22 protein-coding genes and 1 riboswitch are annotated in these 16,759 nt (G+C 39.1%); of the genes, 5 read left to right on the top strand and 17 right to left on the bottom strand.

Features of this window, described 5'->3' with window-relative positions:
- Nucleotides 1-277: 277 nt before the first annotated feature.
- Together WAE64_RS21575 and WAE64_RS21570 are read right to left on the bottom strand one after the other, a co-directional pair.
- Complete coding sequence (locus WAE64_RS21575; RefSeq protein ID WP_340239861.1) at nt 278-715, bottom strand: SRPBCC family protein; 438 nt, start codon at nt 713-715, stop codon at nt 278-280.
- A 9-nt stretch (nt 716-724) separates the two neighbouring features.
- Nucleotides 725-1,144, bottom strand: a complete 420-nt coding sequence (locus tag WAE64_RS21570) for a VOC family protein (protein ID WP_340239860.1) — start codon at nt 1,142-1,144, stop codon at nt 725-727.
- Nucleotides 1,145-1,274: 130 nt separating this feature from the next.
- Between WAE64_RS21570 and WAE64_RS21565 the strand changes: the two genes are divergently transcribed.
- Nucleotides 1,275-2,246, top strand: coding sequence for a GlxA family transcriptional regulator (locus WAE64_RS21565; protein ID WP_340239859.1), 972 nt, complete (start codon nt 1,275-1,277; stop codon nt 2,244-2,246).
- 55 nt (nt 2,247-2,301) lie between these two features.
- Here WAE64_RS21565 and WAE64_RS21560 read toward each other — a convergent pair whose 3' ends face one another.
- From WAE64_RS21560 to WAE64_RS21550, 3 genes are read right to left on the bottom strand one after another with little or no spacing between them, the layout of a single operon-like run.
- Nucleotides 2,302-2,673 (bottom strand): DUF1801 domain-containing protein, encoded by a 372-nt coding sequence (locus tag WAE64_RS21560; RefSeq protein ID WP_340239858.1) that lies wholly within the window; start codon nt 2,671-2,673, stop codon nt 2,302-2,304.
- Nucleotides 2,674-2,677: 4 nt separating this feature from the next.
- A complete protein-coding gene (locus tag WAE64_RS21555) occupies nt 2,678-3,256 on the bottom strand; it encodes a dihydrofolate reductase family protein (protein ID WP_340239857.1) in 579 nt (192 codons plus the stop codon).
- A gap of 23 nt (nt 3,257-3,279) precedes the next feature.
- Nucleotides 3,280-3,693 carry a pentapeptide repeat-containing protein gene (locus WAE64_RS21550; RefSeq protein ID WP_340239856.1) on the bottom strand — a complete coding sequence of 138 codons (414 nt, stop codon included), beginning with the start codon at nt 3,691-3,693 and terminating at the stop codon, nt 3,280-3,282.
- 115 nt (nt 3,694-3,808) lie between these two features.
- Here WAE64_RS21550 and WAE64_RS21545 point away from each other — a divergent pair, with 115 nt between their 5' ends.
- On the top strand, nt 3,809-4,786 hold the full coding sequence (locus tag WAE64_RS21545) for a GlxA family transcriptional regulator (RefSeq protein ID WP_340239867.1): 978 nt from the start codon (nt 3,809-3,811) through the stop codon (nt 4,784-4,786).
- A 6-nt stretch (nt 4,787-4,792) separates the two neighbouring features.
- Here WAE64_RS21545 and WAE64_RS21540 read toward each other — a convergent pair whose 3' ends face one another.
- The 7 genes from WAE64_RS21540 to WAE64_RS21510 form a co-directional block, all read right to left on the bottom strand.
- Entirely contained in the window at nt 4,793-5,137 is a 345-nt protein-coding gene (locus WAE64_RS21540; RefSeq protein WP_340239855.1) for a DUF6984 family protein, read from the bottom strand.
- A 1-nt stretch (nt 5,138) separates the two neighbouring features.
- Nucleotides 5,139-5,606 (bottom strand): CYTH domain-containing protein, encoded by a 468-nt coding sequence (locus WAE64_RS21535; protein ID WP_340239854.1) that lies wholly within the window; start codon nt 5,604-5,606, stop codon nt 5,139-5,141.
- 27 nt (nt 5,607-5,633) lie between these two features.
- The gene (locus WAE64_RS21530; RefSeq protein WP_340239853.1) at nt 5,634-6,935 is read right to left on the bottom strand and encodes a voltage-gated chloride channel family protein; all 1,302 of its coding nucleotides are present in this window, start codon (nt 6,933-6,935) and stop codon (nt 5,634-5,636) included.
- A gap of 28 nt (nt 6,936-6,963) precedes the next feature.
- A riboswitch (Fluoride riboswitch) is annotated at nt 6,964-7,030 on the bottom strand.
- An 89-nt stretch (nt 7,031-7,119) separates the two neighbouring features.
- Entirely contained in the window at nt 7,120-7,554 is a 435-nt protein-coding gene (locus tag WAE64_RS21525; RefSeq protein WP_340239852.1) for a carboxymuconolactone decarboxylase family protein, read from the bottom strand.
- 78 nt (nt 7,555-7,632) lie between these two features.
- Nucleotides 7,633-8,205, bottom strand: coding sequence for a Crp/Fnr family transcriptional regulator (locus WAE64_RS21520; RefSeq protein WP_340239851.1), 573 nt, complete (start codon nt 8,203-8,205; stop codon nt 7,633-7,635).
- Nucleotides 8,206-8,273: 68 nt separating this feature from the next.
- Nucleotides 8,274-10,424: a xanthine dehydrogenase family protein molybdopterin-binding subunit gene (locus WAE64_RS21515; RefSeq protein ID WP_340239850.1), complete on the bottom strand. Its 2,151-nt coding sequence runs from the start codon at nt 10,422-10,424 to the stop codon at nt 8,274-8,276.
- Nucleotides 10,425-10,463: 39 nt separating this feature from the next.
- A complete protein-coding gene (locus tag WAE64_RS21510; RefSeq protein WP_340239849.1) occupies nt 10,464-10,952 on the bottom strand; it encodes a (2Fe-2S)-binding protein in 489 nt (162 codons plus the stop codon).
- A 272-nt stretch (nt 10,953-11,224) separates the two neighbouring features.
- Between WAE64_RS21510 and WAE64_RS21505 the strand changes: the two genes are divergently transcribed.
- Nucleotides 11,225-12,247 carry a threonine aldolase family protein gene (locus WAE64_RS21505; RefSeq protein WP_340239848.1) on the top strand — a complete coding sequence of 341 codons (1,023 nt, stop codon included), beginning with the start codon at nt 11,225-11,227 and terminating at the stop codon, nt 12,245-12,247.
- Between the two features lie 95 nt (nt 12,248-12,342).
- On the opposite strand, the gene WAE64_RS21500 is transcribed toward WAE64_RS21505, so the two are convergent.
- Both WAE64_RS21500 and WAE64_RS21495 read right to left on the bottom strand, forming a co-directional pair.
- Nucleotides 12,343-12,837 carry a YcxB family protein gene (locus tag WAE64_RS21500; RefSeq protein WP_340239847.1) on the bottom strand — a complete coding sequence of 165 codons (495 nt, stop codon included), beginning with the start codon at nt 12,835-12,837 and terminating at the stop codon, nt 12,343-12,345.
- Nucleotides 12,838-12,953: 116 nt separating this feature from the next.
- Complete coding sequence (locus WAE64_RS21495) at nt 12,954-13,385, bottom strand: DUF4783 domain-containing protein (RefSeq protein ID WP_340239846.1); 432 nt, start codon at nt 13,383-13,385, stop codon at nt 12,954-12,956.
- A 123-nt stretch (nt 13,386-13,508) separates the two neighbouring features.
- On the opposite strand from WAE64_RS21495, the gene WAE64_RS21490 reads away from it, so the two are divergent.
- Both WAE64_RS21490 and gldD read left to right on the top strand, forming a co-directional pair.
- Nucleotides 13,509-14,009, top strand: a complete 501-nt coding sequence (locus tag WAE64_RS21490) for a phosphoribosyltransferase family protein (protein WP_340239845.1) — start codon at nt 13,509-13,511, stop codon at nt 14,007-14,009.
- Nucleotides 14,010-14,021: 12 nt separating this feature from the next.
- Nucleotides 14,022-14,624 (top strand): gliding motility lipoprotein GldD, encoded by a 603-nt coding sequence (gene gldD / locus WAE64_RS21485; protein WP_340239844.1) that lies wholly within the window; start codon nt 14,022-14,024, stop codon nt 14,622-14,624.
- A 39-nt stretch (nt 14,625-14,663) separates the two neighbouring features.
- Here gldD and WAE64_RS21480 read toward each other — a convergent pair whose 3' ends face one another.
- The 3 genes from WAE64_RS21480 to WAE64_RS21470 form a co-directional block, all read right to left on the bottom strand.
- Nucleotides 14,664-15,218 (bottom strand): YceI family protein, encoded by a 555-nt coding sequence (locus WAE64_RS21480; protein ID WP_340239843.1) that lies wholly within the window; start codon nt 15,216-15,218, stop codon nt 14,664-14,666.
- Nucleotides 15,219-15,264: 46 nt separating this feature from the next.
- Nucleotides 15,265-15,912, bottom strand: a complete 648-nt coding sequence (locus tag WAE64_RS21475; RefSeq protein ID WP_340239842.1) for a hypothetical protein — start codon at nt 15,910-15,912, stop codon at nt 15,265-15,267.
- Nucleotides 15,913-16,045: 133 nt separating this feature from the next.
- The gene (locus WAE64_RS21470) at nt 16,046-16,555 is read right to left on the bottom strand and encodes a QcrA and Rieske domain-containing protein (RefSeq protein WP_340239841.1); all 510 of its coding nucleotides are present in this window, start codon (nt 16,553-16,555) and stop codon (nt 16,046-16,048) included.
- Nucleotides 16,556-16,759 lie beyond the last annotated feature (204 nt).

The following is a 16,759-nucleotide window of genomic DNA, read 5'->3' as shown; positions in this document are numbered from 1 at the left end:
GTGTATAACTCCAAGCTTATAATGTATTACTCCAAGGGTTGACACTGGTAGCCGACCTTGTTTATAATAGAAATGATTTGTTGGTTCGATACCTCCTCACCCTCTACTCGCAGTATCCTGTCACAGTCGTCTAAATCAAAATTTATTTTAAATGAAGGAAACTGGTGCGCTAGCATCTCAAATAGAAAAGCAGCTTGTTGTCTTTCCCGAATATTTGTCTTAAAAACCTCTACCATTGGCTTATTGGTTTAACTAAAATCCTAAACAACTTCACTTATTAATCATGTGCCAGTTTTTCTATGCGAAGCACGGCTTTATCCCACAAATCAGACATTGAATCGAAAGAGTCGTCAGCTATATCTGACTCGATATCAAGCACGGTTTTATCATCTTTCGAAGTCAATCGATACGTTTCATGTGTACCATTATATACCTGTGCTTCTTTACTTTCAAAATCCTCGATATTATCTTTTATGACCCCGTAATATTCCATCGATAAAAGTTCGTATGGGTCATGCGTAACAATACGGCCTATAACACCATACCCGGAGTCATCAGCAAATACTATTTTGCTTCCTTGTTGCCAGTCGCTTATGGCATGAGAACCCGGGCTGAAAGCGCTTAGCCAGTCACGGGTATATTTATCTTGCGTTAGCACGTCCCACACCTTTTCTTTAGAGGCATTGAGTGCGATTGATTTTCTGATTGTTTTCATAAGCTTAATTTAATAGTCATAATTTATCATCCAGCTAATGCCAAATTTATCGTTAAACATACCGAAATAAGAGCCCCACGATGCTTTTGCCAGCGGTACTGCAATTGTGCCTCCGGCCGAAAGACCGTTGAATAGCTTTTCAGCTTCTTCTTCGCTTTCAGCACTTATACAGAGATTGTAATTATTGCCGGGTGTTAAGCTGAAACCTTGAGATGGGACAACATCGGTAGCCATCAGCGATCCTCCATTACCAATTGGTAAGCCAACGTGCATTATTTTCTCTTTTTCTGCTTCGGGCATATCAGCTCCTTCGGGTGTATCTTTAAAACGTTGTATGAAAGAAAACTCGCCACCAAAAACTGATTTGTAAAAATTGAAAGCTTCTTCGGTAGTGCCCGGAAAATTGAGATATGTGTTTAGTATTGGCATTTTGTTAAAAGTTTACAGTGAATTATTAAAACAAAGTTAGCTAATAAAAGGCATTTGTCGGGGTGCTAAAAAAGTCAATTATAGGGGGTGTTTGAGACATTTTTTTTTCGTATTTTTGAAAGAAAAATCTATGACAAGCGTAGGTATTTTACTCCCACACGATTACAGATTATTGAGCGTTGCGGCTATTTTAGATGTGCTTGAGGCAGCAAATAACATCCAGAAAGCAACAGAAAATGAAAAGGCATTTAACATTGGCTTGTATCAAATTGCTGAACCCGGCCAGCAAATAGCAGATTCTTTTCATGGCTACCCCGTAGCGAAAATAGATCAGGAAAACCTTATTGATTTAATACTTATACCATCGTTCAGTACCAATGATATGAAACAAACCATTGGCAAGAACATGGCTTATATCCCTTGGCTACATCAGCAGTTCAGGCAGGGTGCCGAAATAGGTACGTTTTGTACAGGCGCATTTTTACTGGCTGCCAGCGGTTTGTTGAATGGTAAAGTGGCTACTACCCATGTTGATGCTTGCTCGGCTTTTAGTACTTCTTTTCCTGATGTAATACTACGTGGCGATAAAACTGTAACGCAAGATGGCCGACTTTTTACTAGCGGAGGCTCTACTTCATCGTTCCACCTTTTGTTGCATCTGGTTCAGAAGTATTGCGGGCGAGATGTAGCCGTGAAAATTGCCAAGATTTTTGCGATTGATATGGACAGGCACAACCAATCATACTTTAGTACTTTTCAACCCTCGCGCGACCATAACGATAACATAGTGGCTATGGTACAGCAAAAGATAGAGGCAAATTACCAAGAGGCGGAAACGATTGAAGAATTGATAAAAGACATACCGTCAAGCCGACGTAATGTGTTAAGAAGATTCAAACAGATTACGGGCATTCCGCCTATTGAATACCTGCAACAGATACGCATAGAAGCCGCAAAGAAATTGCTGGAGCAAACCAACCAACACATGGGTGAGGTGATTTTTAGCTCAGGCTACAATGACCCCAAGGCTTTCAGAAGAATTTTCAGGAAAATAGTGGGCATGACCCCAACCGCTTACAGAGAGAAATTTCAATCTAATTGATAAATATGCTATCGGCTGCAAACACAATTGTGGCCGATAGCATTTAAGTAAATGCTTAGGCATCTAAAAAATCAACCAGTTGATTCAGAATGCTTTCAATTTCAGCCTTACTGGCTTCTATTTCTGCCATATTGCGTAAGTATGTCATACGACGGGAAACATAATTTCCTTCTAAAATGGGTGAGCTTATTTTCTCAATATTCGGATGATGAAAAACAAGGTGGACAAGGTCTTGTGCTCGTGGATTAAAAGTAACTAAGTCTTCTTTATAATAATAGCTCGGTGCAGCCCATTTGATGCGTTCAGCAATTTTGCTATTAGCGTTTTTAATAATGATTCTTACCGCCTCTATCTCTTTTTTCAGCGGATGCTCCAGTTTTTCCATGAATTCGCTTACTTTTTCAGCGTCTGATACTTTTTTAGCCATTTTATTATTGTTTTGCAGGTGCATAATGAAGTACCACAATCCCACAACTAAAAGACTGACTTTTAACTAGCTCTAAACCAAAATTCGCTGTTAAATCACCAAATATTGAACGCCCATTACCAATGGCAGTAGGGTTTATAAAGAGATGATACTCATCAATCAGGTTGTTTTGTATAAAAGAAGAAACCAGACTAACGCCACCATAAAGCAGAATATCTTTACCTTCTTGATTCTTCAGTGTGTGAATGGTCTCAACCAAATCTCCACTTGCTATAATGGCATTGTTCCAATCGGCTGTTTGCAGCGTTTTTGAGAAAACATACTTAGGCATATTGTTAAAGGCTTTGGCCGCCTTTCTATCGTCTTCACTTGTATCCGGGTTGGTTTCTGCCGCAGGCCAGTACATCGACATTCCTTCATAAAGTACTCTGCCAATAATAAACGAGTCGGCAGGTTCCATCAATGCTTTTACATAATTTTTCAATTCATCATCCCAGTTCCACGTTGTCCAATCCATCTCGCCATTAGGGCCACAAACAAAACCATCAAGCGATACCTGCATTTGTAATTTAATCTTTCTCATGTGTGTAAGTTTTAAAGGTGAATTTATTGATTGTTATTATGTGTGAAATTTACTAGTAATTCTTCAATCGAAATACCATTAATAGTTAAGCCACTCAGGTTGCAATTATTGATGGCTACATTGCTCAAGTTACAATCAGTAATAGTACTAGCCTCAAAGTCGCAGTTTTCAAAAATTAAGGGACGCTGTTTAGCCTCAGCATCATAATTCGGGTGGTCTGCCGGAAGCATACCAACATTGCGGATAATTGCGCCACCGAGTTGTGCGCCTTCTATTTCCAAATCGCTCATGTTGGCGTTTGTAATTTTAGTGCCGCTCAGGTCTACATCGTTAAAATACAAACCTTTTACGCTTACACACTCAAATGTAGAGTTGTCAAGACAAGCATCTCGTACTTTAATCAGATTTTGCGAATAATTAATATCGATTTGGCTCATGGTGTAAATTGTTTGTATTTATGTGTACAAAATTAGACGGATTTATTAACTTTGATGTGGTGTGAAAACGACAATAATGGGGGTGAATCCGCCATTGTTCTATGCTTTAAATCCTATGAAAAACATTACGATTCTGATTCCTGAAAATGCTGTTTTAGCAAGCATTAACGACCCACGCAATATATTCGTGTCGGTTAATCAATTTCTCCAGTCAGAGGGTAAACCTGCAGCATTTAATGTGCAAATGGTAGGGCTTACTAAAGAAGTAAAACTCCACGATAATATATTTACCGTACATGCCGATGCTACTATTGATGAAGTAGCAGAAACTGACATGGTATTTGTGCCAGCATTAAGCGGAGATATGCAAACGGCCTTAGAGTTAAACAAGGGTTTTTTGCCTTGGATTGTGAAACAATATGAAAATGGGGCAGAGGTCATAAGCCTTTGTATCGGCGCTTTTTTATTGGCGTCTACAGGCTTATTGAATGGCAAACGCTGCTCTACTCATTGGCTATCGGCAAATGATTTCAGAGCTATGTTCCCAGAGGTAGAGTTAGTTGATGACAAGATTATAACAGAAGACCAAGGCTTATATTCGAGCGGAGGGGCCAGCTCTTATTGGAATTTGCTATTGCATTTGGTTGAGAAAAACGTGAACCGTGAAATGGCAATTAGAGCCGCCAAATATTTTGCTATTGATATTGAAAGAGATAGCCAGGCTTCGTTTATGATATTTAACGGGCAAAAGAGCCATGAAGACGATGCCGTGAAAAAGGCTCAGGAGTTTATCGAGAAAAACTTTGAAGATAAAATTACGCTCGACCAACTCTCTGATATGTTCGCCATTGGCCGCCGAAGCCTTGAGCGCCGATTCAAAAAGGCAACAAATAATACCATAATGGAATATATTCAACGGGTAAAAATTGAAGCCGCCAAAAAGCGTTTCGAAACCAGCCGAAAGAATATCACCGAAGTAATGTATGATGTAGGTTATACCGATAACAAGGCTTTCAGAAGTACTTTTAAGAAAGTAACGGGCTTATCGCCGATTGCCTATAAAAACAAGTATAACCGTAGTGCGCTATTCTGATTCCTGTTATCCTGCCTCTGCAGGCCTGATAGTTACTTTATCAGGCGTTGGGTATTCGAGCAATTTAGAGAAGTCAACTTTCCAGAAATCTAAATCAAGCAGGCGATTCTGATGGTCTTTGGTTAGGGTAATAACCACCGGAGTGCCGTCTGTATCGGTATATTCTACTTGTATCAGGTCTCCGGCGTAGCCTTCAACATCGCCACCAAGGCTGATACTTCCCATTTTTCCACCTTCGTATTCTTCTACAAGTTCATCATAAGGATAATCAGCAGGATTCAGATTTAATTGTAACAACAGGTGCGCTATGAAATCTTTCTCGTTTTGTCTGATAGGTCTTTTCTCGTTCATGTTACCAGTTTTTAAAAGGATTCACCGATAGGTTTGAATTATAGTATTTGTTATCTCCGGTTACTTCTACACTTATCCATCCGGGTATTTCAAAAGCTTCATCTTCATGCAGTAGTTCTATTTCCGCAACAATCAGCCCCTCATTAGCACCCAGAAATACATCTACTTCCCAAAGTTTTTCGGTGTGTAAAATCTTATATCTTATTTTTGATAGTTCCGACACTGCAAAATTATCTAACAATTCTATAGCTTCTTCTTTCGGAATCTCATATTCAAACTCGGTTCGGGTTGCACCTACCGAAGCACCTTTAATAGTAAGATAAGCATTAGTATCGGTTACTCTAACCCTTATGGTTTTATTGGGGTCTTTCAGGATATATCCTTGGCGATATAGTTGCCCCATAGGTTTATTAAAACTATCCCATTGTTCGTGGTGTACCAAATACTTTCTTTCTATTTCTAATGCCATATTGCTACTCTTAAAATTCTTAACTTTTTATTTTATCTCGCTTATGCGTTTGTCTTTTAGGTTTGCAAATCTACTATGTTTTGGCTCGCCAATCATCTGTTTTTGGTAAATGCTTGTATGGCCTGATGTCAGATAAGCCACTACGCAGGCTATGGCTACATAAATACCACTTTGGTGCCCAAATAATTCTATGCCCATAAGCATACAAGCTAGCGGCGTATTGGTGGCTCCGGCAAATACAGCCACAAAGCCCATACCTGTCAGCAAACCCATTGGTAAGGGAATAATATAAGCTAAGGCATTGCCTAAAGTAGCACCAATAAAAAACAAGGGTGTTACTTCGCCTCCTTTAAAACCTGCCGCTAGTGTCAGAATCGTAAATGCCATTTTCAGTGCAAAATCATAGGAGGGTAGTGGCTCATTAAATGCTTGTACAATGGTGGGTACGCCTAAGCCTATGTATTTGGTAGTACCAATAAGCCATATAGCTGTGGCAACTATAAGCCCACCAATAAATGGGCGAAGCGGCGGATAGCTGATGTACTTTTTAAACAAGCTGCCTATATAGTGAATAGTACGGCTGAAAGTTGCTGCACACACGCCTGCAGCAATGCCTGCTAAGATTGCGTACAAAATGCTAAGAGCCGAGACATCAGGTACTATTGTAATATAGTAAACGGTATGATGCGCCCCACAAAGTTTAGTAACTAAATCGGCAATGATAGCTGATAAAAAAGCCGGAAGAATGGCATCATAACGGAGTCTGCCAATCAGAAAAAATTCTAGACCAAAAACAGCACCGGCTAGGGGAGTGCCAAAGACTGACCCGAACCCTGCGGCTATGGCAGCTATAAGTAAGACTCTTCTTTCATTTTCATTCAACCTGAAAGGCTTGCTGAATTGGTCGGCAATGGCTCCGGCCATTTGTAAGGCTGTGCCTTCCCGTCCGGCAGAGCCACCCAATAGATGTGTAAGCAATGTGCCTAAGTAAATAAAAGGCGCCATTCGAAATTGAATAATTTCCTGCGGTTGATGAATGGTGTCTATCAGCAAGTTATTGCCTGCTTCTATACTTTTACCCAAACGCATATAAAGCCAACCAATAGCAAAGCCACCTAAAGGCAATAGTGCAATGAGCCATAGATGTGTTTCTCTGAAATTGCCTACCCAGTCGAGAGTGATTAAGAAAATAGCGGATGCGATACCTATGCAAGTGCCTATAACTGAGCTGATAAACAGCCATTTAAGCAAATAGGGAATAGCGGGATAGTGCCTGAAAAACAGACGAATTTTAAGAAGTATTCTGGATGATTGTTTTTTGTTCGACATACAAGTCCTGATTAAATGTGTGAGACATTTATAACCAGGCGCCATCAGCTTTTTTAAGGCGGTTCAATTAGGAAGACACCATTTCCTGTTTTGTTTTTGCAAAAGTAATAATTGTTTAATAGCTACAAAAGAAAAGTCGTAAGAATAGCTATTCTCACGACTTTTGTAATCTTACTTATACTTCTTAATCTAGCGGTAATTCAGAAGTAATAGCTATGCGGTTCCAGGCATTGATGGTTACAATAACCATGATAATCTGCGCTAAGTGATTTGCACCAAATAGTTGTTCAGCCTTTTTGTAGGTTTCATCAGAAACATGGTTCTGAATTAGCGTTATTTCTTCTGTTAAGGCTAATATCGCTCTTTCTTCTTCGGTGTAAAGCGTAGTTTCACGCCATGCGTTCAATAGATAAATGCGTTGCTCGGTTTCTCCGTTTTTCTTGGCCTCTCTGGTATGCATATTTATACAATAAGCACACCCATTAATCATTGAAGCTTTTATTTTTATTAAATCTTTATGTGTTTTGCTTACTTGTGTAGTTTGTAAGTATCCTTCTAGGGCATACATAGCCTTAAAAGCTGCTGGTTCAACTTGTTGAATATTGATTCTTGTGCTCATTTTTATATGTGTTTTAATGAGTACAAAGGTATGATGGGGCTATCTGAAAAAACTTAAACAGGTTTAAGAAATGCTAAATCAAAACTTTTTTTTACGTATTTCGCTCAGATACTCGGGCGTAAACCCCAGATAAGAAGCTAACATATATTGAGGTACACGATTGACAAACTCTGGTTGCAAGGCAAGGAAATTTCGATACATATCTTCTCTTGATAGATTGTGAATGTGTTTGATACGAACTTGTGAAGCTCCATAGGCTCTTTGAAGAATGATTCTGAAATAGCGTTCGAGCTGAGGGATTTCGTTAGATAGTGCTTCTTGTGCCTGATAGGTAAGCACAATAACATCAGATTGCTCAATGGCCTGAATATAAAAGGCTGACGGTGCCTGGCTTAAAAGGCTTGAATAATCGCTTATCCACCAATTTTCTAATGCAAAATTAACCGTTTGCTCATCGCCTTTATCACTAACAAAGAACATTCTTGAACAGCCTTTTTCTATAAAATAACTGGCTTTACAAATTTGCCCTTCTTCTAATAAATAATGTTTCTTTTTTACAGACAAGTGTTGAATATGGGCTGATATGAGCTGTTCTTCTTGTGGGTCTAAGTCGACGAACCTCTTAATATGGTTAAGTAAGCTTACAGACATACTCGTGATGCTTGGTGGGTATGATGAAAGAAGAAGAGCAGAATTTTACTTCTGCTCTTCTTGATAAATTATGCAATATTACTAATATCAAACGGAAGTTTACGGATACGCTTGCCTGTTGCTGCAAATATGGCATTGCCCAGCGCAGGCGCAATAGGAGGTAAGCCCGGCTCACCTACACCACCCGGATTAGCTCCGCTATCAATGATATGAATCTCCATTTTTGGCGTTTCATTGATTCGCATCAGGTTAAATTGATGAAAGTTAGTCTGGTCGCAAACACCGTTTGTGAAAGTAATACCGTCTTTAATAGCGGCTGTTAGCCCCATTACGATGTTACCCTCGGTTTGGGCTTTTACGTTATCAGGGTTTACATAGTAGCCGCAATCAATTACCGATACCACTTTTTCAATCTTCACACCGCTCTCTTTTTTACTTACGGTAATACAAGCCGCCGAAATACTATCGAACGATTTGAATACTGCCAGACCTTTGCCTTGCCCTACTGGTAATTTTTCGCTCCAGTTGGCTTTTTCGGCTAATGTTTCTAATACTTTTTTGAAGCGGGCATCAGATAAAATCTCTAAACGCGCCTGTAAAGGGTCTTTGCCTGCCAGGTGAGCCAGTTCATCAATAAAGCATTCTTGCCCCCAGCCAAAGTTTGAGGCATAAACCGAGCGCCACCACACAACCGGAATATCAGTTTTTACATTAGTCCAACTTATTTTTGAGGCAGTAGAAAAATGATAATTGCTGTTTTCGGTGCTTATTTCACCTGTTAACCAAGGGTCGGCCTCATCGTCTTTTAAGCCTTTAAATACTTGCCCAACAATAGACTCCCCAATGGCATGATGATGAAAACCTGTTATTTTATTATTTTCTACAAAACCCTGCATGTGGCTTAGCATACCCGGGCGATAAGGCCCTTGGGTCATATCATCTTCACGAGTCCATATTACCTTCACAGGTTTTTTTAACTCTTTCGATAAATGGCAGGCTTCCAACAAGAAATCGTGGTAAGCTTTGCGGCCAAAAGCCCCACCTAGTAATGTTACATTGATCTTAACCTGTTCGGGTTTTACATTCATGTATGCACACACGTCTCTCATTGTCCAGTCGGGGCCTTGTACAGGTGCCCATATTTCTATGGTACCATCGTCTTTTACATGTACAACGGCATTAACTGGCTCAATAGGCGCATGAGACAAGAAAGGTGTTTCGTAGTTAGATTCTATCTTTTGTTTAGATGAAGCATATTTTGCCGCAAAATCTCCTTTTTCTTCGTAGTTAATTCCTTCTTTCTTGGCTGCTTCATATAGCTCGGTAAAATATTTTTCTGAGCTTAGTGTTTTCTCATAATCGCCATTATCCCATTGTACTTTCAGAGCTTTTTTACCTTTTAAAGCTGCCCACCAATTAGTGGCAATTACGGCTACAGCTTCTGACTTACGGTGCGGCATTGTGCGCTCGGTTCTTACAACCTGCAAAACACCTGCTACTTTCTTGGTATCAGCATCATCAATTGAGGCTATTTTGCCGTGCAACATAGGCGAGTGCACAATACTGGCGTATACCATGCCGGGTACTTCGGCATCAATACCATAAGCAGCTTTACCTGTTACACGCTCTGGCACATCAAGACGTTTATTGTATTTGCCTAGTATCTTAAAATCTTTTGGGTCTTTTAATTTAGGGTTTTGCGGAATTTCCAGCTTCGATGCATCGTCGGCTAGCTCTCCATAAGTAAAACTTTTGTCGCTGCCACGAAGTAAGATTTTGCCATCTTGTGCAAAGCATTCGCTCACCGAAACGTTCCAGCGTTTAGCAGCAGTTTGAATAAGCATTTCACGGGCTGCTGCACCTGCTTTTCGGATAGGCTGCCATAGTGCTCTTACTGAACTACTTCCGCCAGATGTTTGGTCGCCGTATTTACCTTTACCATCGCTTTGCACAATTTTTACTTTTTCAAGACTTACCTCTAGTTCTTCGGCAAGTAATGATGGCACCGCTTGTGTTGAACCCTGACCCATATCGGGACGTGGATTCACGAGTGTGATGTTCCCGGCGGTATCAATTATGATAAAAGGATTTATTTCGAGACTTATGATGGCAGGGCTTATCTTTTTAAGTACTGCATCTTTGGCAAAAGACGATACTCCCAACGCAAAACCAAAGGTGGTTAAACTGGTAGTTTTTAAGAAATTGCGCCTTGAAGTCATGATATTTTCTAAAGTTTTTGTCGTTGTAAATGAATCATGTTATTTGCCGCCAAGGCTTGCACTGCTTTTGGCATTACCGGCTGCTTTGTGAATAGCTTTACGGATACGGTCATAGGTACCACAACGGCAAAGGTTGCCGCTCATGGCCGAATCAATATCTTCGTCGGTAGGATTCGGCGTAGTTTTTAATAAAGCCACCGCCGACATGATTTGCCCTGACTGGCAATAGCCACATTGAGGTACTTGTTCTTCAATCCATGCTTGTTGGATAGCATGTAGCTGCCCATCGCCTATGCCTTCGATTGTTGTTATTTTAGCATTTTTGGCGACAGTAGAAATGGGGGTTTGGCATGAACGGATAGGTTGCCCATTCAGATGAACGGTGCAGGCTCCACACATAGCCATTCCACAACCAAATTTGGTTCCTTTCAAACCAGCAAAATCACGGATCACCCAAAGAAGCGGCATATCGGGCTCGACATCCACTTTTACTTTTTTGTTATTAACTGTTAAATTGAAAACTGCCATAGTTGTAGGTATAGATTATTTCTAAACTAATGTAAAACTTCGCAAAATCTGAGACTTTTGCAATGGAAATGATATTATTCTTCTGGATATTCGACGAACATCAGAAAACTGATAAGTTTTTGGCATTTATAACCACAAACAACAGCGGCTCATAATTTTAGGTATTCATCTATTTTAATGGGTTGCCAGCCCTTAAGCTTCTATTAATAAGCTAAAAAATACTACATTGCAGTATCTTTAGATTTTAAAATAAATAATCCTCTTGCCTATCCATGTTTATTGATTTAAGAAGCGATACCGTTACAAAACCTACGCAGGGCATGAAAGAAGCCATGTTTACCGCAGAAGTAGGAGACGATGTATTTGGCGATGACCCAACAGTAATAGCATTAGAAGAAAAAGCCGCAACGATGTTTGGCAAGGAAGCTGCTCTTTTTTGCGCCTCGGGTACCATGACAAACCAATTGGCTATCAGGGTACATACCTCGCCGGGTAGCGAAGTAATATGCGATAAACTCTCACATATATATTTATATGAGGGTGGGGGAATTGCGCTTAACTCGCTTTCTTCTCTGAAATTACTAGAGGGCAACAAAGGCCGCATCAATGCACAACAAGTACGCGATGCTATCAATAATCCTGAAGATATTCATCAACCTATTACCAGTCTGGTATCGCTCGAGAATACGATGAATAAGGGTGGAGGATGTTATTATGATTTAGCAGAAATTGAAGCTATAAGGGTAGTATGCAACGAGCACCAACTCCCTTTGCATTTAGATGGAGCAAGACTTTTCAATGCCTTGGTAGAAACCAATGAATCAGCTCTGACGCACGGAAATTTGTTTGATTCAATAAGCATCTGTTTATCAAAGGGCTTGGGCTGCCCTGTTGGGTCTTTGTTGATTGGCAAAAAAGATTTTATCAAAAAAGCCCGACGTGTCCGTAAAGCAATGGGTGGCGGTTGGCGACAAGCGGGTTTTCTGGCTGCTGCAGGTATTTATGCTCTTGATAATCATGTTGAACGCTTGAAAGAAGACCATGCCAGAGCAAGAGAAATTGGCATCATGCTACAAGGCTTACCATTTGTAGAAGAAATATACCCGATAGACACCAATATTGTGATTTTCAGATTGCCCGACTCAATATTGGCAACTGAGTTTGTTGCAAAGGCTAAAGAGCAGAATCTGGGTTGCGTAACTTTTGGTAAACACCTGGTGAGGTTTGTTACGCATCATGATTTTTCAGACGAGCATCTGGCGGCTTTTGAAAAAACTATCAAGCAAATAATATAAGTAAACAAAAATCCCTCGCAGTTTCGTACGAGGGATTTTTTAATTAGAAGTTGTTTAGAGCTTTAATTTCAGTAGAAATAATCCTAAATAACTTCTTATGCTGCAAGTAATTCTTTTCTTTTCAGAATAGACTCAAAAAGTTTCAAATCATGCTCACTGTTGAATACATTGAACGGGAAACGTAAAAACTGCCCCTTACCGATAATCAACAAATAAGAATCTTCAGTTTTTTCAGCCGATTGAATGCTTTCCCATTTCATGATACCACCCTCTTTCTGATTCATTTTAACCAGAATCTGACGGCTATCTATTTCATACATAAATTTATCGAACATTTGTTTGTTTTGTTCCATTTGCGATGCTGCATAAAACTGAGCATACCAGAACAAGACGTATAAACCTCCTCCTACAACTGCCACTACCGGAATCCACCAGTTTTTGTACGACCCTGTAAAGTGTAATACTAATCCTAAGATAACTACTGCTGCCGGAATCAACAACCATTTCCAATCTTTGCGCATGTGGCGCTTGAAGGCAATTTTTACGTAATCTTTTTTATCTAACGCAAATTTCTTTGTTTTAACTATCATTTTTTTGTTTTGAACTTAAATGAAAGCACAAAAATAGAAAAAGGCTCCGATAATATCAGAACCTTTACTATTATTTTATATTATCCTTATGTAATTCAGAAAAGTAGCTTGTAAATTTAACTTTCTCTGAACTGAATCGTATCTATTACATATTTATTGTTGCTATCTTTTTTTAGTAAAATATAAACTAAAAAGTCTTTATTACGGCTGCGGTAATTGGCCACACTATATTTTAAATCGATATTTGATGCACCTTGATATACATATTGAAATGACAATGGAGGATTGCGTTGAAAAAATAACTTAAAAATCTGTTCGGCTTGTTGTGAAGAAATTTTCTGGAAGTCAATTTTTTCAGAGTCAATCACTAATTCAATTTCTTGGTTTAGGCAACTTGCAAGCAATTTAGGATTGCCCCCTTTGAATGATGATTTGATGCGGTCGGTTAGTTCGGTATCTATTCTTTTTTTAGGATTATCAACTTTTCTCTCAGGTTTTGTGGCATTTATAAATAGAATGAACACTAAAGCAGCAAACATGTATTTCATAAGCGTCATATTATAGTATGATAAGTTTTAAGTATCTTTGTTGGCGATTTATTGATGCATAGTCGTTTACATAAACTATGCCAAAATCTAATACTACTATCAGGGTTTTAATACAAACTAATTATGTCTAATCAATTATTGAATAGTACCGAAACTTTTCAAAAAATCCGTCGCATAGCCTACCAGATTTATGAACAGAATTTTGATGAGTCGGAAGTAATTATTGCTGGTATAAATGGCGAGGGGTATCATTTCGCCGAATTGTTGGTAGCAGAATTGAAACAGATTTCTTCTTTAACAGTAAATATTGCCAAAGTAAGTGTAGATAAACAGGCGCTTTCGCAACCCGATATTAAGATAGAGAGCGAGGTAGATACTTTTCGGAACAAGAATGTCGTTTTATGTGATGATGTACTGAACACAGGCCGCACGCTGGCCTATAGTTTACGTCCGTTTTTAAGTATTCCTTTAAAGAAAATACAGGTAGCTGTTGTTGTTGACCGAAATCACCCTAAATATCCAATCTCAGCCGATTATGTAGGGTATTCGCTTTCTACTACTTTGAATGAGCATATTCAGGTAATGCTAAGCGACGAAGCAAAAACAGGCGTGTATTTATATTAATGTTGTTGAAGAATGATAGCTAAAATAAGCCTTGTCAGGTTTTTGTTTGTTTCTGTATTAGCAGCGGGTATTTATGCCTGTAGTGATGATAAAGAACCTGATTATCAGCCTAAACCTACGGGTTTTAATCGTCTTGATTTACCTGCGCACGAGTATCAGCCTCTCACAGAAGAACACCCATATACATTTGAGTACTCAAAAGCTGCTATTGTGCAGAAAGATACTTTCATGAAAGCTGAGCCACATTGGATAATACTCTATTATCCTAAGCTCAATACCCGCATTCAGTTTACGTATAAGCCCGTAAACAATGACCCTAAACGCTTGCAGAATATGATGGCTGATGCCGCAAAGCTGGCGTTTCATCATGATAAAAAGGCTTATTCTATCACAGATAAAATTCTGACTACCAAAGACGGTAAAAAGGCAATTATTTTTGAGTTGGAAGGAGAAGTGCCAAGTCATTACCAGTTTTTTGTAACCGATACCACTAAGCATTATTTAAGAGGAGCAATGTATCTGATGACAGCCACAGAAAACGATTCGCTTCGCCCTGTGATTGACTATATGAAAGCCGATTGCAGACATATATTAGAGACTTTGAAGTGGAAATAATGTGAAGCCTCACATTATTTCCATTTTACATATCAAAGTTTAGAGTGGAAAAACCACTTTAAAACTTAGTTTTACTTCATCTTTGGTTTTTACACCGAATAACGATGGGCGTTCTATCTGAAATTGGCTCAACAAAATATCAAACTTACCATCGAGCACTATTTGTTTATCGCTATTAGTACGGTTTACGTTGATAGTTATTGGCTTGGTAACTCCATGAAACGTAAGGTTTCCGTCAGCCGTTAAAGTATTGTTATCAGCCTTTATTCTGTTACTTGTAAATGTTATCTTCGGGTATTTCAAGCCTTCCAGTACCTCAATTGCGTGCGAGTCACGGTTGGCATTGCCACTATCAAAAGCATCTACTTTTAGCGATACCGCCACTTGACCGATGTTTTTGCTTATGTCGTCATAAACAATAACAGCATTTACATCTTTGCAAATTCCCTCCCAATCATGCGCCGGATGGCTCATAGCGTAGGTAACAGTAGAGCTTTTTTTATCGGCAACAATTTTTCTGTTTTCTACATTAGGCGAAAATGCAAAAACAGTGAATAAAATTATGATGGCTATAAAGTTTTCTATGGTTTTCATTTTCAGTATTTCTAAATGTTTTTAAAAGCTCGTAAGGATTTTTCTACTAAAACTCAAACTTTAAAATAGCCATAGCGGCAAAATAGGCACCAAAAGTAGTATAAGCAGCAGCTCTGTGATAAGGCTTTAGCTTATAATTATCTCCGATTTTATCGGCCAGTATATTGGTTGTTATCATACCCGTAAGGTGAATGTAAGACAAATATTTATGCACTTTTACATTGCTTATGCCTTTGCGGTTGAGCATTCCGGGAGGAGCTGTAAAAGCCATGAGTGCCGTAGTACCATAGGCTATATTAATACCCAGCGCAGTAGCTTCATGCGCTCTTTTGATACGTGTATAGTTGTCGCCTCCTGCATTGTATAATTTAGCTCCTAATATACCTTGAGCTAGCATTCCGGCGGCAGTTAATATCCCCACAGCCTGATGAATCTTAAACATGGTTCTTCTTATTTTCAGTTCTTTTGCTCTGTTTTCGGCAGTTAGCTGTGGGGCAATGCCTACTTTTCTGTAAAGCCCTTTTTCGCCCCAGAAAATCCTTTGCGTAAGTAGCATTTTATCAGGCAAAAGTTTTGGTTGCTCTGCGGTTGAAGCCGAATCTAAATCGGCTAAGAGGCTGTCAGACTCAGTAACCTGGGCAAAAACACTTACAGAAAACAAACAAAAAAATAATAATAAGGAAGTTAATTTCATATACGTATAATTAGTTGATTTTAAAAAGGGAGGAGGATATTGCTCATCCTCCTGACCCCAGAAACATACCTATTAAGGTTATTCAAAAACACATATATCCAAATTTTAAGAAACACATATATCCAAATGATATTTAAGCTGAAACTCTGAGTGTATTGCCACTATTCTGAATTTCGGTTTTGTACACAGCTAGCGCCTCTGTTGCTGGCGATACTTTTACCGAGCCATCTAAATTAAATTCCGAACCATGATTCGGACATCTTAAGTCGTTGTTGGCACTACGGTATGAGATTGTAGAGCCTTGATGTGTACAAACTTTTGATAAAGCCACATAAGTGCCACCTGTGTTCACAATAATGATATTGGCTACATAATCAAATTGTCCTGCTGTTTTTAATTTACTGAAATCGGCATGGGTCAGGTCAATTGTAAAATCAATGTTGGCACCACTGGTTGTACCTTTTATGGCTGCACTGTTTGTGTTACCATTACTTCCTCCAGGATTCGGTGTAGGGTCGGTGTCGTCGCCTGAGCTAGAGCAAGCCGAAAGACCTGTACCCATACAATAAAAAGCCATTAAAGCACCTGTGCTTAAGCCGAGTTGTCGTAAAAACTGTCCTCTGTTTAATTGTGTTTTTTCCATAGCAAGCGTAAAATTTTAATACTTAGTGTATACTTGCCTTACGGATGATTTGGAAATAGGGTTGCGTTAGTAAATAAAATTTGACAAATACTGCATACTACTTCTTTGACGAAGAATGAATAAGAGGGGTTGCTTTAGCAGCCAGATTAATAGCTTATAAAGCAACAAATCTCTGATAAATTTCTTATTATCAGAGATTTGTAT

The organism is Emticicia soli (assembly GCF_037860775.1).
Lineage (GTDB): Bacteria > Bacteroidota > Bacteroidia > Cytophagales > Spirosomataceae > Emticicia > Emticicia soli.
This window is presented reverse-complemented; position numbering and strand designations above follow the sequence as displayed.